This window comes from Methylobacterium sp. WL6 (genome assembly GCF_008040095.1).
GTDB lineage: Bacteria > Pseudomonadota > Alphaproteobacteria > Rhizobiales > Beijerinckiaceae > Methylobacterium.
This window is the reverse complement of sequence record NZ_VRVH01000068.1, coordinates 1-21,011: the sequence shown is the minus strand read 5'-3', so window position 1 is coordinate 21,011 and position 21,011 is coordinate 1. Positions and strand designations below refer to the sequence as shown.

Sequence of the window (21,011 nt, the reverse complement as noted above, 5' to 3'; positions counted from 1 at the left end):
CGCCTGGGGCGCGATCGGCGACGTCGGCATGCTCGCCCGCAACAAGACGGTGATGGAGGGGCTCGCCGGCCGCGTCGGCGTGACGCCGATGGAGGCCCGCCGCTGCCTCGACCTCATGGCCGATGCGCTGGGCGCCCAGGGCTCGGCGCCCGACGACGCGGTGCTCGCCATCGCCTCGATGCATTGGGGCAAGACGCGCGAGCGCCTCGCGACCATGCGCTCGCCGAGCTACGACGACCTCGGCTCCGACCAGCAGATGGAGGCCGGCGCTGTCGCCGCGATCAGCATCGGCACGCTGCTCAAGGGCAACGACATCGACGCGGTGCGCAAGACCGTGTCCGACGCGATCGTCGAGGACATCGCCCGCATCCTGCGCCTGCCGAAGGACGACATCAGCCGCGTGCGCCAGCTCTCCGAGATCGGCCTCGACTCGCTGATGGGCGTCGAGCTCGGCGCCAGCCTGCAGGAGCGCTTCGGCCTCGATTCGCCGCCGGCGGGCCTGTCGTCGGGGATGACCGTCAACGAGCTGTCGGAGTCCTTAATTCAGGCGGTTTCGGCGCCGATGGACGAGGCCGCCGGGGTCGCCCTGAGCCTCGCTTCGAGGCACGTCGGCAGCGAGGTCGATGCGGCGGTGCTCCAGCCGTTCCAGGATCTCGTCGAGAAGAAGAGCCTCGAGAGCAAAGAGATCCTGTCATGACGCAATCGCCACGGCCGGATGGGGGGCGCGCCGCGCTCGCGGGCTTCGTGACGAACCGGCTGGGACGCAATGCGCCCCGGCCGACCGCGCTCCGCGCGCCAGAGAAGGTCGGCGATCCCTCGGTGCAGGATTTCGCGAGCCTGCCCGGCTACCGCGAGCTGCGGCTGCAGCGCTCGGCCGCCGAGCTGATCGGCCTCGACAACCCGTTCTTCCACGTCCACGAGACCAAGGCCGGCGCCACCACCCGCATCGCCGGGCGGTCCTTCGTCAACTTCTCGTCCTATGACTACCTCGGCCTCAACGGCCACCCGCGCATCTCGGATGCCGCCCGCGCGGCGATCGCCGAGTTCGGCACCTCGTCGTCGGCGAGCCGCGTCGTGGCCGGCGAGCGGCCGGGCCACCTCAGCCTGGAGAAGGCGCTGGCCGCGCATTACCAGACCGAGGCCTGCGTGGTGATGGTGAGCGGGCACGCCACCAACGTCACGACGATCGGGGCGCTGCTTGAGCCGGGCGACGTGATCTTCCACGACAACCTGATCCACAACAGCATCGTCACCGGCGCGCAGCTGTCCGGCGCCCAGCGCCGCTCCTTCGCCCACAACGACCTCGACGCGCTCGAAACCCTGCTTCAGGCGACCCGGCACGAGCACCGCCGGGCCCTGATCGTGATCGAGGGCCTCTACAGCATGGACGGCGATGCGCCGGACCTCGCCGGCTTCATCGCCCTCAAGGAGCGTTACAACGCCTGGCTGATGGTCGACGACGCCCACGGGCTCGGCGTGCTCGGCCGAACCGGCGCCGGGCTGTTCGAGCATGCCGGCATCGACCCGAAGCGGGTCGACATCTGGATGGGCACCTTCTCGAAGACGCTCTCGGCCTGCGGCGGCTACATCTGCGGCGCCTCGACGCTGATCGAGTACCTGAAGTGCACGGCCGGCGGCTTCGTCTACAGCGTCGGCATGTCCCCGCCGCTCGCGGCCGCCGCCGAGGCCGCGCTCGCGGTGATGCACGACGAGCCGGAGCGGGTCGAGCGCCTGCGCCAGAACGGCGCCCTGTTCCTCGCCTGCGCGAAGAAGCGCGGGCTCGATACCGGGACCAGCATGGGGCTCGCGGTGATCCCTGTGATCGTCGGCGATTCGCTGAAGTCGGTGACGTTGTCCGATCGGCTGTACAAGCGCGGGATCAACGTGCAGCCGATCATCCACCCGGCCGTGCCCGAGCGCGCCTCGCGCCTGCGCTTCTTCATGACCTCGGAGCACACGCCCGAGCAGATCCGCGAGACGGTCGCCGCGGTCGCTGAGGAGCTCGCCGCCATCGAGAAGGGCGGCTCGCTGATCGAGCAGCTCCTGGCCAAGCGCAGCTGACGATCCGATCGATCGAGACCAATGACGCCCGGGTTCGAAGCCCGGGCGTTTTCCGTTTCAGTGATCGAGACAAGCAACGCGATCTGAATCGAGCGACTGTAGATCGTCGATCAGCAAGTCCAGGGTTGGGCGATCGGTTTTCGGTGACGAAGAGTGCTTCCGAACCTCGGCGAACGCGATGGCGATCGGCTGTCCCGAGCATTCGAGGATTGTCGGCTTTACGGTCCTTTAACCACGACCTGCAACGTTGACGAGGTCTTCCAGGGACCGCCGACGATGCTCCATTCCGACCCGCTCCTGACCCGCCCCACCCTCACCCATACCGGCCTGCTCGCGCGGGCGGTCGATGGCCTGAAGGGCGAGGCCGCCTCTCCGGCCGAGATGTGGCGCCTGCTGACCGACAACTACATCGTCGATCTCGACGCGGTCGCGGCGCTGATGCCGATCCCCGAGCCCGAGCCGGTCTGGCTCGCCGCGCGGGGCTGATGCAGCAAGATCACAGGTGCGGCCGGCCTCGCCGAGCTGGCACGACATCTGCAAACCCCACAGCGTCATCAAGAGAAACGTCACGACGAGGAACGCCCGGACAAGAAACACGCGGTGGCTCGAACGCCTGAGCACCCCGCGGACCTGTCGATCGCTCGAACACGGGGTCCGTCATGTCCGAATTGTTGTCCGTTGCCCTCGTCTGCGCCGGGACGCTGCTGGCCCAGGATTGCTCCCGCGAGACCGCGCTCGACGTGATCGTCTCGCCGGCGCGCACGCCGATGGAGTGCATCATGCACGCCCAGACCATGGCCGCCGCGGCCGGGCTGCCCGGCGGCGACCATCGCTACCTCAAGGTCTCGTGCGAGCATCGGCGTACCGAAGCCGACCCGGTGGTCGTCGTGCGCCGGGCGTCCTGAGCGCGGCTCAGCCGACCGCCGTCAGGGTGTCACCGACCGCGAGGGTCCCGCCGGCGATCACCTCGGCATAGACGCCGCAATCGCGGTGGCCGAGACGCGCGTCGATCGCCCAGGGGATGTCGAGGTCGCGCACGCCGCTGACCGGGTCGACGTTGGTCGCCGCGCAGCGCACGGTGCGCTGGGTCAGCTTGAGGCGCAGCCCGCTCGGCGCCTCGAGCACGCGGCCGACCATCTCCAGCTCGGCCCAGGGGGCGAGCCCTTCCACGAAGAGGTTGCCGCGAAAGCGCAGCGGATCGACGGGCGCGCCGACGTAATCCTCGATCGCGCGCACGCTGGCGAGGTTGATCAGCGAGACGAAGCCGATCCTGGAATCAGTGAAGCGGTATCCGGTCTGCGCTGCCGCCGCCAGCACTCGCGGCGCGCAGCGCAGGGCGTGGGGCAGCAGGCGCCGCAACAGGTCCTCAAGCGTCGCCCGGCCCTCTTCGGTGTCGAGCTTGGCCTTGACGGTCTCGCCTTCGGCCTCGATGGTGAGCGTCGCGGTGGCGTCGTCGTAGCGGGTGCGCAGGCGCGCCAGCGCCTCGTCGCGCATCAGCATCAGGTACTTCGTCTTGGGCTGATGACGCGGTGCGTTCGGGTCGAAGCCCGAATCGCCGTTCTCGACCGCGTAGAGCCGATCGCCCGGGAAGTTGCCCGACGTCTCGAGGTCCGCCCGTTCCAGCGGCTCGGGGCTGAACCCCTTCACGGGGTAGCGGTAGAGGGCGGAGAGCGTCGCGGTCATGCCGGCACCGTGGCCCGGATCTTCACATCGATGCAAGGGGTCTGCCCCCTCTTGTGGTGCGCAATTGCAACACCACATCCTCGATACCGGCGGTCATTGGCGCCGGGGCCTTCCGCGGCGGTTCCTCGTCGGGAGGCGGCGTCTCGGGCCGACATCGCGCCTTCCAGGGCGGCGGAGGCCGAAGCGGTAGGAAACAAGAACGCATGAATTTCGAGAAATACACCGAGCGCGCCCGCGGCTTCGTCCAGGCTGCGCAGAACCTCGCGATGCGCGAGGGCCATCCCCAATTGCAGCCGGGCCACCTGCTCAAGGTGCTGCTCGACGATCCCGAGGGCCTGTGCGCGGGCCTGATCGACCGGGCCGGCGGCCAGTCGCGCGTCGCCCTGGCGCAGATCGAGGCGTGGCTCGCCAAGCAGCCGAAGGTCTCCGGCAACGCGAGCCAGCCGCAGGCGACGCGCGACCTGATGCGCCTGTTCGACACCGCCGAGAAGGCTGCCGAGAAGGCCGGCGATTCCTACGTCACCGTGGAGCGCCTCCTGCTCGCGCTCGCCGTCGAGAAGGACACCGAGGCCGGCAAGGCGCTCGTCTCCGCCGGCGTGACGCCGGCTTCGCTCAACGGCGCGATCAACGCCCTGCGCAAGGGCCGGACGGCCGACAACGCTTCGGCCGAGAACGCCTACGACGCCCTGAAGAAGTACGCCCGCGACCTCACCGAAGCCGCGCGCGAGGGCAAGCTCGACCCGGTGATCGGCCGCGACGAGGAGATCCGCCGCACGATCCAGGTCCTGTCCCGGCGCACCAAGAACAATCCGGTCCTCATCGGCGAGCCCGGCGTCGGCAAGACGGCGATCGTCGAGGGGCTGGCCCTGCGCATCGTCAACGGCGACGTGCCCGAGAGCCTGAAGGAGAAGAGCCTTCTCGCCCTCGACCTCGGCGCGCTCATCGCCGGGGCGAAGTTCCGCGGCGAGTTCGAGGAGCGGCTGAAGGCCGTGCTGTCCGAAGTCACCGCGGCCGCGGGCGGCATCATCCTGTTCATCGACGAGATGCACACCCTGGTCGGCGCCGGAAAGGCCGATGGGGCGATGGACGCCTCGAACCTGCTGAAGCCGGCGCTGGCCCGCGGCGAGCTGCACTGCGTCGGCGCGACCACGCTCGACGAGTACCGCAAGCATGTCGAGAAGGATGCGGCGCTGGCCCGCCGCTTCCAGCCGGTCTTCGTCTCGGAGCCCACCGTGGAGGATACGGTCTCGATCCTGCGCGGGATCAAGGAGAAGTACGAGCAGCACCACGGCGTCCGCATCCAGGATTCCGCCTTGGTCGCGGCCGCGACGCTGTCGAACCGCTACATCACCGACCGCTTCCTGCCCGACAAGGCGATCGACCTCATGGACGAGGCCGGCTCGCGCCTGCGCATGCAGGTCGATTCGAAGCCCGAGGAGCTGGACAACCTCGACCGCGAGATCGTGCGCCTGAAGATCGAGGGCGAGGCGCTTAAGAAGGAGACCGATTCGGCCTCCCGCGACCGTCTGGCCCGGCTCGAGAAGGAGCTTGCCGACCTCGAGGAGCAGTCCGCCACCATCACCTCGCGCTGGAAGGCGGAGAAGGACAAGCTCGGCGCCGCCGCCGAGCTCAAGAAGAAGCTCGACGAGGCGCGCAACGAGCTGGCCTCCGCCCAGCGCCAGGGCCAGTACCAGCGCGCGGGCGAGCTTGCCTACGGCGTGATCCCGGGGCTGGAGAAGCGGCTCGCCGAGATCGAGGCCGCGGCCGAGAGCGCGGTCGCGCGCGACGGCATGGTCGAGGAGGCGGTGACGCCGGCCCACATCGCGGGCGTGGTCTCGCGCTGGACCGGCGTGCCGGTGGACAAGATGCTGGAGGGCGAGCGCGACAAGCTGCTTGCGATGGAGGACGCGATCGGCAGGCGCGTCGTCGGCCAGCGCGAAGCGGTGGAAGCGGTCTCGACCGCGGTGCGCCGCGCGCGCGCCGGCCTGCAGGACCCGAACCGGCCGATCGGCTCGTTCATGTTCCTCGGGCCGACCGGCGTCGGCAAGACCGAGCTGACCAAGGCGCTCGCCAGCTTCCTGTTCGATGACGACACCGCGCTGGTGCGCATCGACATGTCGGAATACATGGAGAAGCACTCCGTGGCCCGGCTGATCGGCGCGCCCCCCGGCTATGTCGGCTACGAGGAGGGCGGCGCGCTGACCGAGGCGGTGCGGCGCCGGCCGTATCAGGTCGTGCTGTTCGACGAGATCGAGAAGGCGCATCCGGACGTGTTCAACGTCCTGCTGCAGGTTCTCGACGACGGGCGCCTGACCGACGGGCAGGGCCGGACGGTCGACTTCCGCAACACGCTGCTGATCATGACCTCGAACCTCGGGGCCGAGTATCTGGTGGCGCAGAGCGAGGGCGAGGACACCGACGCGGTGCGGGACGACGTGATGGGCGTGGTGCGAAGCCACTTCCGGCCGGAGTTCCTGAACCGGATCGACGAGATCATCCTGTTCCACCGGCTCAAGCGGGCGGAGATGGGCGCCATCGTCGACATCCAGCTCGTCCGCCTCCAGAAGCTGCTGGAGGAGCGCAAGATCGTCCTCGACGTCGACGCCGACGCGCGCGCCTGGCTCGCCGACCGCGGCTACGACCCGGCCTACGGGGCGCGGCCGTTGAAGCGGGTGATCCAGAAGACGGTGCAGGACCCGCTGGCGGAGCTGCTGCTGTCGGGCAAGATCCACGACGGCGAGAGCGTGCCGGTGGCGGTGGGGCCGGACGGCCTCGTCGTCGCCGGCACCGCGACAGCGCCGCGGCGGCGGCCGGCCAACGTGACGCTGAACTGACCTCGCGCGGCGCATCGGTTTCGAACAGGTGCGCCGCAGTTCTCGTGAAACGCTGCGCTCAGCGCACGACGACGTGGTATCGCTGCCGCAACGGATTGCCGAGCGGCCCGATGTACTCGACCGTGAAGCTGTCCTCACCGACCGTTCCCGGGGCGGTGCTGTAGATCAGCTGCGTCGCCGGCACCTTCCGCGTGTTGCACAGCGATCGCGGATTGTAGAAGCCGAAGCTCGGATATTCCCGGCCCTGACGGACCGTGACGCTGCCGAGCCGCGGCGGATCGATGAGGCCGAGCGACCCGGCGCCCATCGAGTGGCAGGCCGGATCGAGGTAAATGCGCCAAGCGATCTTCTGGCTCTGGCCGGACGCGACGACGCGCTCCTGGTCAGCCAGGAATTGTGCGTAAGCGATATGTGAAGACACGCCAAGGTAAAAAGTCGCCAGAAGAAATGCAATTACGCGTTTCATCTTGAGTCTCCGAATCGAAACCGCAATCACATCGCACGACATCATGGTTATTGGAAAGCCCATGACATCGGGAGCTTCGTGGCATCCGCAATCTCAGCGTAGAGAGAAATGCGACGCCGGCAGGCGGAGTGGTGCGGGGCGGCAAACCGTGCATTCTGGCCGTCGGCGACGCGCGCGCCGTCCGCGGCGCTTCTGGCCTTCCACCGACGGAACGATCCGGCTGACATGCTGACCTACGCCATCGGCGACATCCACGGCTGCGCCGACCTGCTCGACGCCCTGCTCGCCCGCATCGAGGCCCATGCGGCGGGCGAGCCCTATCGCCTCGTCTTCCTGGGCGACTACATCGACCGTGGCCCGGACAGCGCGCGGGTGCTGCAGACGGTCAGCCGCCTGCACTGGAGCGATTCCGGGCGCGTCGCCTGCCTGATGGGCAACCACGAGGCGATGCTGCTCTCCGCACTGACGACCCCGGGGGCCGACGCGCTGTGGCTGCGCAACGGCGGCGCGGAGACGCTGGCCTCGTTCGGCGTGGACGAGGCGGCCGCGATCCCCGGCGACGTGCTCGACTGGATCGAAGGGCTGCAGACCGTCCACGCGGATGCCCGCCGCTGGTTCGTCCATGCCGGCTTCAGGCCGGGGTCCGACCCGGAGACCGCCGAGGTGCAGGACCGCCTCTGGATCCGCGAGCCGTTCCTCGCCGAGGATCACGATTTCGGCCGCCACGTCGTCCACGGCCACACGCCGCAGACCGGCGGCAACCCGGAGGTTCGCCCGTTCCGGACCAACCTCGACACGGGCGCCGTCTATGGCGGAGCGTTGACCGCGGGCGTGTTCTCGGATGCGCAGGGGCCGGCGCTGAGGTTTTTGCAGGTCCGGGCGGACTGACCGGCTCCGACCTGCGCCATGCGAAGCGATCGGCCGAGTCGTCCCAAACCCCTGATCATCGGAGAGTCACGACCCGCGCCGGGTTGCCGACCACCGTCGCGCCGGCCGGCACGTCCCGCGTCACGACGGCGCCGGCACCGATGATCGCGTCGTCGCCCACCGTCACGCCCGGCAGGATCAGGGCGGCCCCGCCGATCCAGACGTTGGCGCCGATCGCGATCGGGCGACCGAACTCGAGGCCGGACCGGCGCGCCTCGGGATCGCGCGGGTGGTCCGCGGTGAGGATCTGGACGCCCGGCCCGATCTGCGTGCACGCACCGATCGTCACCGCGACCACGTCGAGGATCACGCAGCCGAAGTTGAGGAACGCCTCCGGGCCGAGCGTGATGTTGTAGCCGTAGTCGCAATGGAATGGCGGCCGGATCACCGCCTTCGGGCCGACGCCGCCGAGATGGGCGGCCAGCAGCGCGTGCCGCTCGGCCGACGGCAGCGCCAGCGTGGTGTTGTAGTGCGCGAGCCACGCCATGTTGGCGGCGGCATCCCGACGAAGCTCGGGATCGCCCGCGCGGTAGAGCTCGCCCGCGAGCATCTTCTGTTTCTCGGATCCCGACATCGGGCCTCGTCGTCACCGTTGGCGTACAGAGCGGTCGTCGAAGCCGCGCCTGTCCCGGCAGGGGCTCAACGCCTGGCCGGGATGAACGCCGCGATCGCCCCCAGGGTCCAGCCCGCCATCAACAGGATGCCGCCCGACGGCGCGGCCATCGGGAACAGCGGCTGCCCGGCAAGCGCGCGGAGCGCGAGGTCACCGGAGAACAGCGCGAGGCCCAGCACAAGCGCCCAGGCTGCGATCCGGGTGGCGATCGCATGGGTCAGGCCGGCGGCGGCGAGTCCGGCGAGGGCCAGGATCGCGGGGGCATGGAACAGCAGGAACTGCGCCGCGGTCTTGAGGCTGTCCGCCCCCGGGATGTGGGCGGCTGCGGCGCTGGCTGCGACGCCGAGCCCGCCGGCGAGGCAGGCCAGGGCGACGAGGGCCCGATCCTTGACGGCAAGCATCAGGCGCCGCGCTCGGCCATCAGCCGGGCCACGGCGGCGCGCAGCTCGGGCACGCCGCGGTCGTCGCGGCTCGAGGTCAGCAGGATCTGCGGATAGGCCGCCGGACGCCGGGCGAGCGCGGCCTGGATGCCGGCGATGCGCGCGTCGATCTCGGACTTCTTCAGGGCGTCGCCCTTGGTCAGCACGATCTGGTAGCTCACGGCGGCCTTGTCGAGCCCGTCGAGCACGTCGGTGTCGATGCCCTTCAGCCCATGGCGGGAATCGATCAGCATGAAGACCCGCGCGAGGTTGGCGCGGCCCTTGAGGTAGGCGTGGATCAGGTCGGTCCAGGCCTCGACCTTCTCCTTGCCGACCGCGGCGTAGCCGTAGCCCGGCATGTCGACCAGCGTCAGGCGCTCGCCGATCCGGAAGAAGTTGAGCTGCTGGGTCCGCCCCGGCGTGTGCGAGGTGCGGGCCAGCGTGTTGCGCCCGGTCAGCGCGTTGACGAGGCTCGACTTGCCGACGTTCGAGCGGCCGGCGAAGGCGATCTCGACGCCGTCCATCGCCGGCAGCGTCCCGAGCGAGGGCGCCGCCGCGACGAAGTCGGCCGCACCCGCGAACAGCAGGCGGCCGCTCTCGGCGAGCGCCGCATCTTCCTGCTCCTGCTGTGTCACGTCAGCTCTTCGCAGGCGCGGTCTTGCCGCCGCGCTTGAACGTGTTCCGCAGGTTGTCCCACAGCTCCACCTTCACACCGTTGCGGCGCATGATGACGTATTGCTGCGTCACCGAGAGGGTGTTGTTCCAGGCCCAGTAGATCACCAGGCCGGCCGGGAACGAGCCGAGCATGAAGGTGAAGACGATCGGCATGAAGGTGAAGATCTGCGCCTGCACCGGGTCCGGCGGGGCGGGGTTCATCTTCATCTGCACGAACATCGTCACGCCCATGATGATCGGCCAGATGCCGAGATGGACGAAGTCCGGCGCCGCGAACGGCAGCAGGCCGAACAGGTTGACGATGCTGGTCGGATCGGGCGCGGCGAGGTCCTGGATCCAGCCGAAGAACGGCGCGTGACGCATCTCGATGGTGATGAACAGGACTTTGTACAGCGCGAAGAAGACCGGGATCTGCACCAGCACCGGCCAGCAGCCGGCGACGGGGTTGATCTTCTCCTTCTTGTACAGCTCCATCATCGCCTGTTGCTGCTTCATCTTATCGTCTTTGTACCGCTCCCGGATGGAGGTCATCTCGGGCTGCACGGCCTTCATCTTGGCCATGGAGACGTAGGAGCGGTTGGCGATCGGCAGGAACAGCAGCTTGAGGCAGAAGGTCACGATCAGGATCGCGACGCCGAAATTGCCGAAGAGGTGGAAGAAGAAGTCCAGCGCCCGGAACATCGGCTTGGTGATGAAGTGGAACCAGCCCCAGTCGATCATCAGGTCGAACTGCTTGATGCCGAGGTTCTTCTCGTAGCCGTTGATCGTGTTGACCTCCTTGGCGCCGGCGAACAGGCGCTGGGTGGTCGAGGCGGTGGCGCCCGGCTCGATGCTGCGGCCGTCGCCGCGCACGCTCGCCTGGTAGATCTTGGTCGCGCCGTCGGTGCGCTCGGTGAACGCGCCGGTATAGGACATCGTCTGGTCGGGGATCGCGGCCGCGGCCCAGTACTTGTCGGTGATGCCGACGAAGCCGCCGGTGACGTTCGCCCAGGCCTTGCCCTTGGTGTCGGCCCCGCCGTAGGCCGGCTCCTTGGCGAGGTGGTCGTAGGTGTATTCCTGCAGGCCGTCGCCGCCGAGCACGCCGATCATGCCCTCGTGCAGCACGTAGTAGCCCTGGGTGTGCGGCTTACCCCAGCGCGAGACGAGGCTGTAGGGATAGAGCGTGACGGCGTTCGCGCCCTTGTTCTCGACCTCGTCGCGGACCGTGAACATGTACTTGTCGTCGACGGCGAGGATGCGCTTGAACACCAGCCCCGCGCCGTTGTCCCACGACAGCGTCACCGGCATGTTCACGCCCAGCGTCCGGCCGTCGGCGGTCCAGACGGTGTCGTTGGTCGGAAGCGGGCCCGCGGCGGCGCCGACCCAGCCGAACTCGGCGTAGTACGGCGCTTCCGTCCCGGCCGGCGACAGCAGCACGATCTCCGGGCTCTTGTCGTCCACGGTCTCGTGGTAGTTCTTCAGCGCGATGTCGTCGATGCGACCGCCCTTGAGCGCGATCGACCCGGCCAGCGCCGGGGTCTCGATCTTGATGCGTGGCGAGCGGGCGAGTGCCTCGGTGCGGCCGATCGGGCCGGTGGCGGCGTTGGGCAGCGTGCCGGCGACGGGGGCGGCCGGGCCGCCCTCCTTCGGGCTCGGCGAGGGCACGCCGTCCGGCGTCACGCCGGGGCTCTGCTGCGCGGCCTGGTTCTGGATGTTGGCCTGGCGCTGCTGCTCGACCCGCGGCGCGGCGACGAAGTAGTTCCACCCGAGCAGCACGACCAGCGACAGGGCGATGGCCACGAACATATTCGTCTTGTCATTGCCCATCGGGGCCACCGTCGCACGCGTTCGAGGTTGCTGAGGGCGCACGGGCTGGTGCCGCTGCGCGATCGGATCTTTGGGGCGTCGCTTCCCGGGATGGCGCAGGCCCCTTGCCGCGGCCCTTCGCGGATCCCGGCTTGCCGGAGCGCGACGGACGGGCGCGCTCGCTCGGCCCGCGGGGCTTGGCCACCGCGGGGATCGCCCGGCGCAGGTCGTCCTTGAGGGTGTCGAACGCGGCGTCGATCGCCGGGCGACGGGCGATCAGCACGACGTCGGCCGCGACCGCGCCGAACTCGGGCCCGAGTTCGGCGACCGCGGCGCGAAGGCGCCGGCGGATGCGGTTGCGCTCGGTGGCATGGCCGACCCGCTTGGTGATCGTGAAGCCGAGATGGAGCCCGGCGATCGATTCGCCGTCCCGGGTCTCGCACGCCTCGCGCACGCGGCCCTGCGCCGTCAGGCGCTCGGTGTGGAAGCGGCGCCCGTCGGCCGCCGCCAGGAAGTCCGGCCGCCGCCTCAGCCGCGCGATCGCCGCGCGATCCGTCGTCGGCAGATCCGTCGTCGGCAAGTCGGTCGCAGGCAAGTCGGTCATAGGCATGGGAAGCTCGGCCTCGCTCACGCCTCGGGCACCCTCCGCGCCGCGATGGGCGGCGCGACGGTCACGCTCAGGCCGAGAGCTTCTTGCGGCCGTGCGCGCGACGACGGGCGATGACCTTGCGGCCGCCGGCGGTCGCCATGCGGGCGCGGAAACCGTGACGGCGCTTCCGGACGAGGCGGCTCGGCTGGTAGGTTCTTTTCATGGCTCTTCAAGCCTCCAAAGGTCGAGGCGCGCTCGCGGGCGGCTGACGCCGCACCCGACCTTCACGCGTCTTTGAATTGTGAATGCACGTGCGGACGGCGCCCGAACGGAGCGCCATCGCAACTGCGCGGCTTATGGCGGATGGGATTTACCGAGTCAACGTTTTGGCGGGCATCCGATGCCGCCGCGCGCGTCAGTGGCCCTCGAATTCCGTCAGGGTCCGCACGGGCACGTCGAGGTCACGCAGCTTCTGCGCACCGCCGATCTCCGGCAGGTCGATCACGAAGCAGGCGGCCACCACCTCGGCCCCGATCTGGCGGAGCAGGTTCACCGCCGCCGTCGCGGTCCCGCCGGTGGCGATCAGGTCGTCCACGAGCAGCACCCGGTCGCCCGGCTTGATCGCGTCGACGTGGATCTCCAGCTCGTCGGTGCCGTATTCGAGGGTGTAGGCGATCGACACCGTCTTGTGGGGCAGCTTGCCCTTCTTGCGCACCGGCACGAAGCCCGCCGAGAGCTGGTGCGCGACCGCCCCGCCGAGGATGAAGCCGCGCGCCTCGATGCCGGCGACCTGATCGATCCGCCCGCCCGCGAACGGATGCACCAGCGCGTCCACCGCCCGGCGGAAGGCGCGCGGGTCGCTGAGCAGCGTGGTGATGTCCCGGAACACGATGCCGGGCTTCGGATAGTCGGGGATCGAGCGGATCGATTCCTTCAGGGCGATGTGGCGGCGTTCCATGCCGGGCGGGCCTTCCTCGTGGTGATCGGCGGCTTAGAGCAGATGGCGCGCACCCTGGCCAGTTCGGCGCTCAGCCGTTGACCTTGCGCAGGATCGCGACGAGCTCCCGGTGCAGGCCCTCGTTGCCGCAGGCCACCGACTTCGCGGCGAGGGGCTCCGAGGCTCCGTCGGCCGAGGTGACGAAGCCGCCGGCCTCGCGCACCAGGATGATGCCGGCGGCGATGTCCCAGGTCTGCAGGTCGCGCTCCCAGTACAGGTCGAGGCGGCCGCAGGCGACGTAGGCAAGGTCGAGGGCCGCCGAGCCCATCCGGCGGGTGCCGCCGGAGACCGCCATTACCGCGGCGACCTCGCGCAGCAGCCGAGGATGGTTGCCGCGGCCGAGATAGGGCGTGCCGTAGGCGCTCAGCGCGTCGGCCATGTCGACCCGGCCCGAGACGCGCAGGCGCCGGTTGTTGAGGTAGGCGCCCTTGCCGCGCTCGGCCACGAACAGCTCGTCCTTGACCGGATCGTAGATCACGCCGGCGACCACCTGGCCCTCGCGCTCGAGCCCGACCGAGATCGCGAAGTGCGGGATGCCGTGCAGGAAGTTCGAGGTGCCGTCGAGCGGATCGACGTGCCAGACATGGCTCTTGTCGGTGCCCTCGACGATGCCGGATTCCTCGAGAACCATGCCGTAGCCCGGCCGCGCCTTCGTCAGCGCGTCGCGCAGCACCTCCTCGGCCTTGCGGTCGGCCGCCGAGACGAAGTCGCCGGGGCCTTTTCGCGAGACCTGAAGGTTCTCGATCTCGCCGTAGTCGCGCCGCAGCCCCCGCGAGGCCTTGCGCACGGCATCGACCATCACGGTCATCAGGGGAGAGGAGATCATCGGGGAGCCTCGAGCGTTCGCGCGTCGTTTGACGCCGCGTTAAACGCTCTCGGGCGCAGAATCGAGGGCCGGGCGGGGTATGCCTGTCATCCGCGCACGGGCCGGTCCGGCGCCGCATTCAATTCGGGTTGGCAATCGAGGAGCGGTGATCGAGGCGATGCGATGTCGTCACTGACCCCCATCGTGCTGCTTCACGGGCTTGGGCGGACGCCGAGGATTATGGCCCGGCTGGCGCGGCGCCTCGAAGCGCTGGGCCATCAAACGCTCATCCCGGGCTATCCCTCGCAGAGCCGCGGGGTTCATGCGTGTGCGACGGGCCTCGAGCCTGTGGTCGAGGCTTTCCGGCAGCGTACCGGTCGAGCCATCGCGTTCGTCACCCACTCGATGGGCGGACTCGTGGCGCGCTGCCTCGCGACGGATCCGAATGACTCTCGGGCTATCGTGATGTTGGCGCCGCCGAACAGAGGCAGCGAAGTGGCCGATCACCTGTTCCAGTATCGTCTCGCGCGGGCGATGCTTGGTCCGGCACTCGCCGACCTGAGATCAGGCGTGCCCGACAAGCTGCCGATCCCACCCTGTTCGATCGGGATCATCGCCGGCACGCGGGCTTGGTTGCCGTTCACGGGACGTGTCATTGCTGGCCCGCACGACGGCTTGGTCGGTCTCGCCCGCACGCGCATCGCCGGACCGCACGACTGGATTGTCGTGGATGCCGCGCATACGCTGCTGATGAACCATCCGGACGTGTTCGAGGCGACGGGCGCCTTCCTGAGGGACGGCGGCTTCCCGGACCATCTGTATGATCTGCCGGACGACGTCATTGGCCCGGCACGGTAGGCGCCATCGCCGCTTCGCCGTCCAGCTTGTCCCGGTACGCGACGGTTCCCGTCCAAGCGAAGATCCGAGGCGATCGCGTTGGCCGAGGCCTTCTCGCCCTTCCGGTGCTCGCAGTGGTGACGCGTCACGGTGCCGTGTTCGGCGTCGGCCCCGACCGACGGTCTGGCTGCCGGGCGGCATTAGCACCGACCATTATCGTCATGACGAGGGCGCAATCGCCGTGCGCCGCTCGAATCGAGCCTTATGCTCGCAACGCCATCGCTGGCGCCGCCGGAGGGGATGGATCCCAACCAGGCGATGATGCCGGAGCATAGTGACTGAAGCTCATGGCCACCGTAGCGCGACCGCCAGCCAGCGAGTGCAGCCGTCTATCATATCCGATCATGCCAGAGAGCGGCACCATGGCGTTGATGACGTTCGCGTTGCCGCGCATGTCCTGGCCCTGGATCTGGCCGCGGCGGGAGTTGAGATCGCCGATCACCGAGCCGGTATACTCCTCCGCCGAGACGACCTCGACCTTCATCACCGGCTCGAGCAGCACGGAGCCACCCTTCTGCAGGGCTTCGCGCAGCGCCGCTCGGGACGCGATCTCGAAGGCCAGCGCCGAGGAGTCGACGTCGTGATAGGCGCCGTCGATTAGCTCGACCTTGATGTCGACCACCGGGAAGCCGGCAAGGATGCCGGCGCCGAGGACCGAGTGCGACCATCGCTGCGGCGCTTGGTAAGGAATACCGATGAACCATCCCGACGTGGCGGAAGCGGCCCTCGCCTTCCTGCGCGACGGCCGCTTCCCGGATCGGTTGCGCGACATGCCGGGCGGAGCCGTCCGCCCGGCGCGATAGGGCCTCAGCCCGCCATCGCTGCCTTGAGGTTCTCGTCGACCTTGTCGAGGAAGCCGGTGGTGGAGAGCCACTTCTGCTCGGGCCCGACCAGGAGGGCGAGATCCTTGGTCATGAAGCCCGCCTCGACGGTGTCGACGCAGACGGTCTCGATCGTCGTCGCGAACTTGGCGAGCTCGGCGTTGCCGTCGAGCTTGGCCCGGTGGGCGAGGCCGCGGGTCCAGGCGAAGATCGAGGCGATCGAGTTGGTCGAGGTCTCCTTGCCCTTCTGGTGCTCGCGGTAGTGGCGCGTCACCGTGCCGTGCGCGGCCTCGGCCTCGACGGTCTGGCCGTCCGGCGTCATCAGCACCGAGGTCATCAGGCCGAGCGAGCCGAAGCCCTGCGCCGCCGTGTCGGACTGCACGTCGCCGTCGTAGTTCTTGCAGGCCCAGACGTAGCCGCCGGACCACTTCAGGCACGAGGCGACCATGTCGTCGATCAGCCGGTGCTCGTAGGTGATGCCGAGCGCCTGGAACTTGCCCTTGAACTCGGCGTCGAACACTTCCTGGAACAGGTCCTTGAAGCGGCCGTCATAGGCCTTGAGGATGGTGTTCTTGGTCGACAGGTAGACCGGGTACTTGCGTGCGAGGCCGTAGTTCAGCGAGGCGCGGGCGAAGTCGCGGATCGAGTCGTCGAGGTTGTACATCGACATCGCCACGCCGGCGGCCGGGAACTTGAACACCTCCTTCTCGATCACGGTGCCGTCGTCGCCCTCGAACTTGATCGTCAGGCGGCCCTTGCCCGGCACCTTGAAGTCGGTGGCGCGGTACTGGTCGCCGTAGGCGTGGCGGCCGATGACGAAGGGCTGGGTCCAGCCCGGCACAAGGCGGGGCACGTTCTTGCAGATGATCGGCTCGCGGAAGATGACGCCGCCGAGGATGTTGCGGATCGTGCCGTTGGGCGAGCGCCACATCTCCTTGAGCTTGAACTCCTCGACGCGCTGCTCGTCGGGGGTGATGGTGGCGCACTTCACGCCGACGCCGTGGCGCTTGATCGCCTCGGCCGCGTCGACCGTCACCTTGTCGTTCGTGGCATCGCGATGTTCGACGCCGAGGTCGTAATAGTCGAGGTCCAGGTCGAGATAGGGGTGGATCAGCTTGTTCTTGATCTCGGACCAGATGATCCGGGTCATCTCGTCGCCGTCGAGCTCGACGACGGGCTTCGCCACCTTGATCTTGTCCATGAGCCGCTGCCTTCCGTGGTAATCCGGGCGGGCCCCATGCAAATGCCGTGCGGCCGCGGGGCGGGTCATAGCGCGGGCGTTTCCCGGGCGAAAGCCGGGGGCGCGGACAGGCCGCCGGGGCTGTCATGCAAGCTCGGCCGTGCGGCGCATAGGGGTGGACATCCGGCCGTCCGGCTGGGATCAGCGCGCATCCATCACGCGTGAGGAGCAACCATGAGCGAGCGCATCATCCTGCGGGCCGGCGAGGCGCTGGTCGCCGGCGGGCCGCCGAACACCGCATCCGAGCCGGAGGTGATCATCGGCGAGCTCGACGGGCCGGTCGGCACCGCGCTGGCCACGCTGACCGGCGACCAGGTCGTCGGCCATTCCCGCGTCTTCGCGCTGCTCAACACCGACATCATGGTGCGGCCGGTGACGCTGTGCGTCTCCAAGGTCAGCGTCACGGAATCGAAGTACACCTCGATCCTGATGGGCACGGTGCAGTTCGCCATCGCCAACGGCGTGCTCGACGCGGTCCGCGCCGGCTACATCCCCAAGGAGAAGGCCAACGACCTCGGCATCATCTGCTCGGTCTGGCTCAGCCCCGGCGTGATCCAGGCCGAGACCGTCGACCACAAGGCGTTGTTCGACATCCAGCGCCGCGGCATGACGGAGGCGATCCGCAAGGCGATGACCAACGAGCCCTCGATCGACTGGCTGCTGGAGAACCAGGACAAGATCGTGCACAAGTATTATCAGATGGGCCTCGACGGGAAGATCTGATCCTTGCGGCCGAGACCCTCCGGTCCGGCCGGCGGCCCTTCCGCACGGCGGACGTCCATGCGAGAGCGCCGCGCATGAGCGCCCCCGTCGTCATCCTCGTCGAACCGCAGCTGGCCGAGAACATCGGCATGACCGCCCGCGCCATGGCGAATTTCGGGCTGTCGGAGCTGCGGCTCGTCGCACCGCGCAACGGCTGGCCGAAGAAGGGCGCGCGTGAGGCCGCCTCCGGCGCGACGCACGTGCTCGACGCCGCCAAGGTCTTCGCGACGCTCCCAGACGCCGTCGCCGACCTCACCATGCTGCTCGCGACCACCGCGCGGGAGCGCGGGCAGATGAAGCGCGTGCTGCTGCCCGACGCCGCGATGACGGAGGCGGCCGAGCGCGGCGCGAACGCCGAGAAGGTCGGGGTGATGTTCGGCCGCGAGCGCGTCGGGCTCCTGAACGACGAGGTCTCGCTGGCCGATGCCATCGTCACCTTTCCCGTCGACGAGGCATTCCCGTCGCTCAATCTCGCCCAGGCCGTGCTGCTGGTCGGCTACGAGTGGCGGCGCGCGGCGGGCCTCGCCCGGCCGCGCTTCACCGGCGAGATCCGGGCGCCGCAGGCGACCCGCGAGGCGCTGCTCTCCTTGTTCGACATTCTCGAGGCGACGCTCGCGCGCACCGGATTCTACCCGCCGCAGAAGCGCGAGATCATCGCCCGCAACATGCGCGACCGGCTCCACCGCATGAGCCTGACCGACCAGGACGTGCGCACCTTCCGCGGTGCGCTGAAGGCGCTCGAACGCGGGGCGCACCGCCGACCGGACGACGCGTCCTAGAGGATTTTTGGTGATCCCCGGATCACGAAAAACGCTCTATCTTGTCGAGAGATCGCATTGTCTTCACGCGAGCCGGGATCCACCTCGCTTGAAGATGCTCTAGCCGCGATCGGCCGGCTTGCGGGCCAAGGCGGCCGCGGCGCGGCTCGACTGGGCGGCGAGGCTGCGCAGCGAGGCGAGGTTGGCGGCGACCTCCGCGGGCGGCAGGTCGCGCCGCAGGATCGCCTCGGCCTCGTCGAACCGGCCCTTCAGGCCGAGCACCAGGGCGAGGTTGCCGCGCACCCGCGCGTCTGCGCCGGGCCGCGAGACCGCGACGCGCATCGTCTCCTCGGCGCGGTCGAGCTGGCGCGCCAGCGCGTAGGACAAACCGAGATTGGACAGGACGGAGGGCTCGTCGGGGCGGATCTTGAGGGCCGCTTCGTAGAAGCTCTGCGCGCGGGCGTGGTCGCCGAGCTGGTCGGAGACGGAGCCCTGCGCCGACAGGATGCGCCAGTCGGGCTGCGCCGGGGAGTGGGCGTTCTGCAGGACGTCCTGCGCCTCCTGCAGCCGCCCGACCTCGACCAGGGACTTGCCGTAGGCGCCGAGCACCGCCGTGTTGCGCGGGTTCCGCAGGGCGGCCTGCTGCAGCACCGCGCTCGCCTGGGCGCGCTGGTCGGTGGCCCGCAGCGCCTGCGCGTAGCGCATCGCGATGCCGAGATCGTTCGGGTTGGCGGCGTAGGATTCGGCGAGCGACTCGACCTGCCCGGCCGCGATGCGCGGGGCGTCGATCGAGCCGGTGGTCTCGGGCGAGCGCGACTGGCACCCGGCGGCCACGAGGGTGACCAGGCAGGCGGCGACCAGGCGGGGGGCCGAACCCCGGGCGAACGGGGCCGTATTCGGCCGGAGGGCCGCGATCATGGAATGCTCCGTCGAGGTCCGGCAGGAGGTTCTTCCCGTGCCGGACGGGACGGTGATAGAGCGTTAACCCTAACTCGGGGTTAAGCGCCCGGCCCGGCCAGGACCGCATGACAGACACCGCACCGTCCCTTCCGCCCCTGTTGCCGGCCGGAACCTCCGGCATCCCGATCTCCCTGGTCGCGAAGGACGGGTGGCCGAGGATCGAAGCCGGCCTCGACGCCGCGCAGCGGACCTATGCGGGGGCGATCGGCTTCGCGGCCAAGCCCGGGCAGGTGGCGTTGCTGCCCGCCGCCGACGGGACGCTCGCCCGCGTGCTGTTCGGCCTCGGCGAGACCGACGCGCCCGGCCACGATCGGCTTCTCGCCGGCAAGCTCCCCGGCCTGCTGCCGCCCGGCACCTACGCCTTCGCGGATGCCGAGGCGCCGGCCGAGGCGGCGCTCGCCTGGCTGCTCGGATCCTATCGCTTCTCGCGCTACCGCCCCGCCGGGCCGGAGCGCCCCCGCCTCGTCGCGCCGGAGGGAATCGACGCCGCCGACACCGATCGCATCGCCGCCGCGGTCGCGCTCGGGCGCGACCTCGTCAACACGCCGGCCAACGACCTCGGCCCGGCCGAGATCGAGGCGGCGGCGCGTGCGCTGGCCGAGCGGCACGGGGCGACGATCACGGTGATCGCCGGCGCCGAGCTCGAGCGCGATTTCCCGCTGGTCCATGCGGTCGGCGCCGCCTCGACCCGCCCGCCCCGGCTGATCGACCTCACCTGGGGGCCGGCCGACGCGCCGCGGGTGACGCTGGTCGGCAAGGGCGTCGCCTTCGACACCGGCGGCCTCGACATCAAGCCGTCGGCCGGCATGCTGCTGATGAAGAAGGATATGGGCGGCGCAGCCGCAGCCCTCGCCGCCGCCGACATGGCGATGGGCGCCGGCCTGCGCCTGCGGCTGCACCTGCTCATCCCGGCTGTGGAGAACGCGATCTCCGGCGAGGCCTTCCGCCCCGGCGACGTGATCCGCAGCCGCGCCGGGCTCACCGTCGAGATCGGCAACACCGATGCCGAGGGCCGGCTAATCCTCGCCGACGCGCTGGCGCTCGCCGATGCCGACGCGCCCGAGCTGCTGATCGACTTCGCGACGCTCACCGGCGCCGCCCGCGTGGCGCTCGGCCCCGACCTGCCGGCGTTCTTCACCGAGGACGACGCGTTCGCCGCCGCGTTCGAGGCGGCGGGACGCGCCGCGGCCGATCCGGTCTGGCGCCTGCCGCTGCACGCGCCCTATGCGAGCCTGCTCGCCTCGAAGGTGGCCGACCTCAACAACGTCTCCGGCGGCCCCTTCGCCGGGGCGATCACCGCCGCGCTGTTCCTGCGCCGCTTCGCCCCGAGCACCAAGCGCCACGTCCACCTCGACCTCTACGGCTGGAACCCCTCGGCCAAGCCCGGCCGGCCGGAGGGCGGCGAGGTGCAGACCGCGCGCCTGGTCTACGCGCTGCTCAAGGAGCGCTACCCGGCGGCGTGACACGCGGGATCTCCGTGGGGGAAGATGGCCCACATCGTCGCCGGCTCGCCTGCCGGCCTCGTCGCGGGCCGGAGCCGGGCCGCTAGGCCGCGGCGGCCAGCGCCTCCGGGCCGGCGGCCTCGATGCGGTTCCCACCGAGGACTTTTGCCCGGTACAGCGCGCCGTCGGCGCTCGCGAGCCTCTCGGCGAGATCGCGGCCCTCCGGGGCCGCGAGCCCGACGCTGACGGTGGCGTGGATCGCGAGGCCGTCCGCCCC

At 69.8% G+C, this 21,011-nt stretch carries 22 protein-coding genes and 2 pseudogenes; 10 read left to right on the top strand and 14 right to left on the bottom strand.

Going from position 1 to position 21,011, the window contains the following annotated elements; genetic code table 11:
- The 4 genes from FV230_RS11895 to FV230_RS11880 all read left to right on the top strand — a co-directional run.
- The coding region (locus FV230_RS11895; RefSeq protein ID WP_147842542.1) for an acyl carrier protein at nt 1-697 on the top strand (697 nt) is incomplete at its 5' end.
- The gene (locus FV230_RS11890) at nt 694-2,061 is read left to right on the top strand and encodes an aminotransferase class I/II-fold pyridoxal phosphate-dependent enzyme (protein WP_147842541.1); all 1,368 of its coding nucleotides are present in this window, start codon (nt 694-696) and stop codon (nt 2,059-2,061) included. The genes FV230_RS11895 and FV230_RS11890, both read left to right, overlap by 4 nt.
- A gap of 276 nt (nt 2,062-2,337) precedes the next feature.
- Nucleotides 2,338-2,547, top strand: coding sequence for a hypothetical protein (locus FV230_RS11885; protein ID WP_147725883.1), 210 nt, complete (start codon nt 2,338-2,340; stop codon nt 2,545-2,547).
- 173 nt (nt 2,548-2,720) lie between these two features.
- Complete coding sequence (locus FV230_RS11880; protein ID WP_147725882.1) at nt 2,721-2,966, top strand: hypothetical protein; 246 nt, start codon at nt 2,721-2,723, stop codon at nt 2,964-2,966.
- Between the two features lie 7 nt (nt 2,967-2,973).
- Here FV230_RS11880 and FV230_RS11875 read toward each other — a convergent pair whose 3' ends face one another.
- Complete coding sequence (locus tag FV230_RS11875) at nt 2,974-3,744, bottom strand: MOSC N-terminal beta barrel domain-containing protein (RefSeq protein WP_147842540.1); 771 nt, start codon at nt 3,742-3,744, stop codon at nt 2,974-2,976.
- Between the two features lie 203 nt (nt 3,745-3,947).
- Between FV230_RS11875 and clpB the strand changes: the two genes are divergently transcribed.
- Nucleotides 3,948-6,578, top strand: coding sequence for an ATP-dependent chaperone ClpB (gene clpB, locus FV230_RS11870; protein ID WP_147842539.1), 2,631 nt, complete (start codon nt 3,948-3,950; stop codon nt 6,576-6,578).
- Between the two features lie 58 nt (nt 6,579-6,636).
- Here clpB and FV230_RS11865 read toward each other — a convergent pair whose 3' ends face one another.
- Nucleotides 6,637-7,044, bottom strand: a complete 408-nt coding sequence (locus tag FV230_RS11865; protein ID WP_147842538.1) for a hypothetical protein — start codon at nt 7,042-7,044, stop codon at nt 6,637-6,639.
- A 225-nt stretch (nt 7,045-7,269) separates the two neighbouring features.
- Between FV230_RS11865 and FV230_RS11860 the strand changes: the two genes are divergently transcribed.
- The gene (locus FV230_RS11860; protein ID WP_147842537.1) at nt 7,270-7,932 is read left to right on the top strand and encodes a metallophosphoesterase family protein; all 663 of its coding nucleotides are present in this window, start codon (nt 7,270-7,272) and stop codon (nt 7,930-7,932) included.
- A gap of 55 nt (nt 7,933-7,987) precedes the next feature.
- On the opposite strand, the gene FV230_RS11855 is transcribed toward FV230_RS11860, so the two are convergent.
- From FV230_RS11855 to FV230_RS11820, 8 genes are all read right to left on the bottom strand, one after another.
- Nucleotides 7,988-8,545: a sugar O-acetyltransferase gene (locus FV230_RS11855; protein ID WP_147842536.1), complete on the bottom strand. Its 558-nt coding sequence runs from the start codon at nt 8,543-8,545 to the stop codon at nt 7,988-7,990.
- 65 nt (nt 8,546-8,610) lie between these two features.
- Nucleotides 8,611-8,985: a DUF423 domain-containing protein gene (locus FV230_RS11850; RefSeq protein WP_147842535.1), complete on the bottom strand. Its 375-nt coding sequence runs from the start codon at nt 8,983-8,985 to the stop codon at nt 8,611-8,613.
- Nucleotides 8,985-9,638, bottom strand: a complete 654-nt coding sequence (yihA, locus tag FV230_RS11845) for a ribosome biogenesis GTP-binding protein YihA/YsxC (RefSeq protein WP_147750177.1) — start codon at nt 9,636-9,638, stop codon at nt 8,985-8,987. The genes FV230_RS11850 and yihA overlap by 1 nt, the downstream gene beginning before the upstream one ends.
- 1 nt (nt 9,639) lies before the next feature.
- Nucleotides 9,640-11,484, bottom strand: a complete 1,845-nt coding sequence (gene yidC, locus FV230_RS11840) for a membrane protein insertase YidC (protein ID WP_147842534.1) — start codon at nt 11,482-11,484, stop codon at nt 9,640-9,642.
- The gene (gene rnpA / locus FV230_RS11835; RefSeq protein ID WP_147842533.1) at nt 11,474-12,067 is read right to left on the bottom strand and encodes a ribonuclease P protein component; all 594 of its coding nucleotides are present in this window, start codon (nt 12,065-12,067) and stop codon (nt 11,474-11,476) included. Before rnpA ends, yidC begins: the two co-directional genes overlap by 11 nt.
- A gap of 73 nt (nt 12,068-12,140) precedes the next feature.
- Nucleotides 12,141-12,275, bottom strand: a complete 135-nt coding sequence (rpmH, locus tag FV230_RS11830; protein ID WP_082643292.1) for a 50S ribosomal protein L34 — start codon at nt 12,273-12,275, stop codon at nt 12,141-12,143.
- A gap of 192 nt (nt 12,276-12,467) precedes the next feature.
- A complete protein-coding gene (locus tag FV230_RS11825) occupies nt 12,468-13,010 on the bottom strand; it encodes an adenine phosphoribosyltransferase (RefSeq protein WP_147842532.1) in 543 nt (180 codons plus the stop codon).
- Between the two features lie 70 nt (nt 13,011-13,080).
- Nucleotides 13,081-13,875, bottom strand: a complete 795-nt coding sequence (locus FV230_RS11820; RefSeq protein ID WP_147725872.1) for an inositol monophosphatase family protein — start codon at nt 13,873-13,875, stop codon at nt 13,081-13,083.
- A gap of 162 nt (nt 13,876-14,037) precedes the next feature.
- On the opposite strand from FV230_RS11820, the gene FV230_RS11815 reads away from it, so the two are divergent.
- A complete protein-coding gene (locus FV230_RS11815) occupies nt 14,038-14,712 on the top strand; it encodes an alpha/beta fold hydrolase (RefSeq protein WP_147842531.1) in 675 nt (224 codons plus the stop codon).
- Nucleotide 14,713: 1 nt separating this feature from the next.
- Here the strand turns inward: FV230_RS11815 and FV230_RS30725 are convergent.
- From FV230_RS30725 to FV230_RS11805, 3 genes and pseudogenes are all read right to left on the bottom strand, one after another.
- Nucleotides 14,714-14,901: pseudogene (locus FV230_RS30725) on the bottom strand (NADP-dependent isocitrate dehydrogenase); the annotation flags it as partial.
- Nucleotides 14,902-14,953: 52 nt separating this feature from the next.
- Nucleotides 14,954-15,412: pseudogene (locus tag FV230_RS11810) on the bottom strand (hypothetical protein); the annotation flags it as partial.
- A gap of 146 nt (nt 15,413-15,558) precedes the next feature.
- Entirely contained in the window at nt 15,559-16,773 is a 1,215-nt protein-coding gene (locus FV230_RS11805) for an NADP-dependent isocitrate dehydrogenase (RefSeq protein WP_147842530.1), read from the bottom strand.
- Nucleotides 16,774-16,986: 213 nt separating this feature from the next.
- Here FV230_RS11805 and FV230_RS11800 point away from each other — a divergent pair, with 213 nt between their 5' ends.
- Complete coding sequence (locus FV230_RS11800) at nt 16,987-17,535, top strand: formaldehyde-activating enzyme (protein WP_147725869.1); 549 nt, start codon at nt 16,987-16,989, stop codon at nt 17,533-17,535.
- 74 nt (nt 17,536-17,609) lie between these two features.
- On the top strand, nt 17,610-18,353 hold the full coding sequence (locus FV230_RS11795; RefSeq protein ID WP_147842529.1) for an RNA methyltransferase: 744 nt from the start codon (nt 17,610-17,612) through the stop codon (nt 18,351-18,353).
- 99 nt (nt 18,354-18,452) lie between these two features.
- On the opposite strand, the gene FV230_RS11790 is transcribed toward FV230_RS11795, so the two are convergent.
- Complete coding sequence (locus FV230_RS11790) at nt 18,453-19,250, bottom strand: tetratricopeptide repeat protein (RefSeq protein ID WP_147842528.1); 798 nt, start codon at nt 19,248-19,250, stop codon at nt 18,453-18,455.
- 107 nt (nt 19,251-19,357) lie between these two features.
- Between FV230_RS11790 and FV230_RS11785 the strand changes: the two genes are divergently transcribed.
- A complete protein-coding gene (locus FV230_RS11785) occupies nt 19,358-20,755 on the top strand; it encodes a leucyl aminopeptidase family protein (RefSeq protein ID WP_147842527.1) in 1,398 nt (465 codons plus the stop codon).
- Nucleotides 20,756-21,011 lie beyond the last annotated feature (256 nt).

Excerpts from the sequence above, each read along its gene's own strand:
- FV230_RS11890 (WP_147842541.1), top strand. The coding sequence starts at position 694 with ATGACGCAATCGCCACGGCCGGATGGGGGGCGCGCCGCGCTCGCGGGC.
- FV230_RS11885 (WP_147725883.1), top strand. The coding sequence starts at position 2,338 with ATGCTCCATTCCGACCCGCTCCTGACCCGCCCCACCCTCACCCATACC.
- FV230_RS11880 (WP_147725882.1), top strand. The coding sequence starts at position 2,721 with ATGTCCGAATTGTTGTCCGTTGCCCTCGTCTGCGCCGGGACGCTGCTG.
- FV230_RS11875 (WP_147842540.1), bottom strand. The coding sequence starts at position 3,744 with ATGACCGCGACGCTCTCCGCCCTCTACCGCTACCCCGTGAAGGGGTTC.
- clpB (WP_147842539.1), top strand. The coding sequence starts at position 3,948 with ATGAATTTCGAGAAATACACCGAGCGCGCCCGCGGCTTCGTCCAGGCT.
- FV230_RS11865 (WP_147842538.1), bottom strand. The coding sequence starts at position 7,044 with ATGAAACGCGTAATTGCATTTCTTCTGGCGACTTTTTACCTTGGCGTG.
- FV230_RS11860 (WP_147842537.1), top strand. The coding sequence starts at position 7,270 with ATGCTGACCTACGCCATCGGCGACATCCACGGCTGCGCCGACCTGCTC.
- FV230_RS11855 (WP_147842536.1), bottom strand. The coding sequence starts at position 8,545 with ATGTCGGGATCCGAGAAACAGAAGATGCTCGCGGGCGAGCTCTACCGC.
- FV230_RS11850 (WP_147842535.1), bottom strand. The coding sequence starts at position 8,985 with ATGCTTGCCGTCAAGGATCGGGCCCTCGTCGCCCTGGCCTGCCTCGCC.
- yidC (WP_147842534.1), bottom strand. The coding sequence starts at position 11,484 with ATGGGCAATGACAAGACGAATATGTTCGTGGCCATCGCCCTGTCGCTG.
- rnpA (WP_147842533.1), bottom strand. The coding sequence starts at position 12,067 with ATGACCGACTTGCCTGCGACCGACTTGCCGACGACGGATCTGCCGACG.
- rpmH (WP_082643292.1), bottom strand. The coding sequence starts at position 12,275 with ATGAAAAGAACCTACCAGCCGAGCCGCCTCGTCCGGAAGCGCCGTCAC.
- FV230_RS11825 (WP_147842532.1), bottom strand. The coding sequence starts at position 13,010 with ATGGAACGCCGCCACATCGCCCTGAAGGAATCGATCCGCTCGATCCCC.
- FV230_RS11820 (WP_147725872.1), bottom strand. The coding sequence starts at position 13,875 with ATGATCTCCTCTCCCCTGATGACCGTGATGGTCGATGCCGTGCGCAAG.
- FV230_RS11815 (WP_147842531.1), top strand. The coding sequence starts at position 14,038 with ATGTCGTCACTGACCCCCATCGTGCTGCTTCACGGGCTTGGGCGGACG.
- FV230_RS11805 (WP_147842530.1), bottom strand. The coding sequence starts at position 16,773 with ATGGACAAGATCAAGGTGGCGAAGCCCGTCGTCGAGCTCGACGGCGAC.
- FV230_RS11800 (WP_147725869.1), top strand. The coding sequence starts at position 16,987 with ATGAGCGAGCGCATCATCCTGCGGGCCGGCGAGGCGCTGGTCGCCGGC.
- FV230_RS11795 (WP_147842529.1), top strand. The coding sequence starts at position 17,610 with ATGAGCGCCCCCGTCGTCATCCTCGTCGAACCGCAGCTGGCCGAGAAC.
- FV230_RS11790 (WP_147842528.1), bottom strand. The coding sequence starts at position 19,250 with ATGATCGCGGCCCTCCGGCCGAATACGGCCCCGTTCGCCCGGGGTTCG.
- FV230_RS11785 (WP_147842527.1), top strand. The coding sequence starts at position 19,358 with ATGACAGACACCGCACCGTCCCTTCCGCCCCTGTTGCCGGCCGGAACC.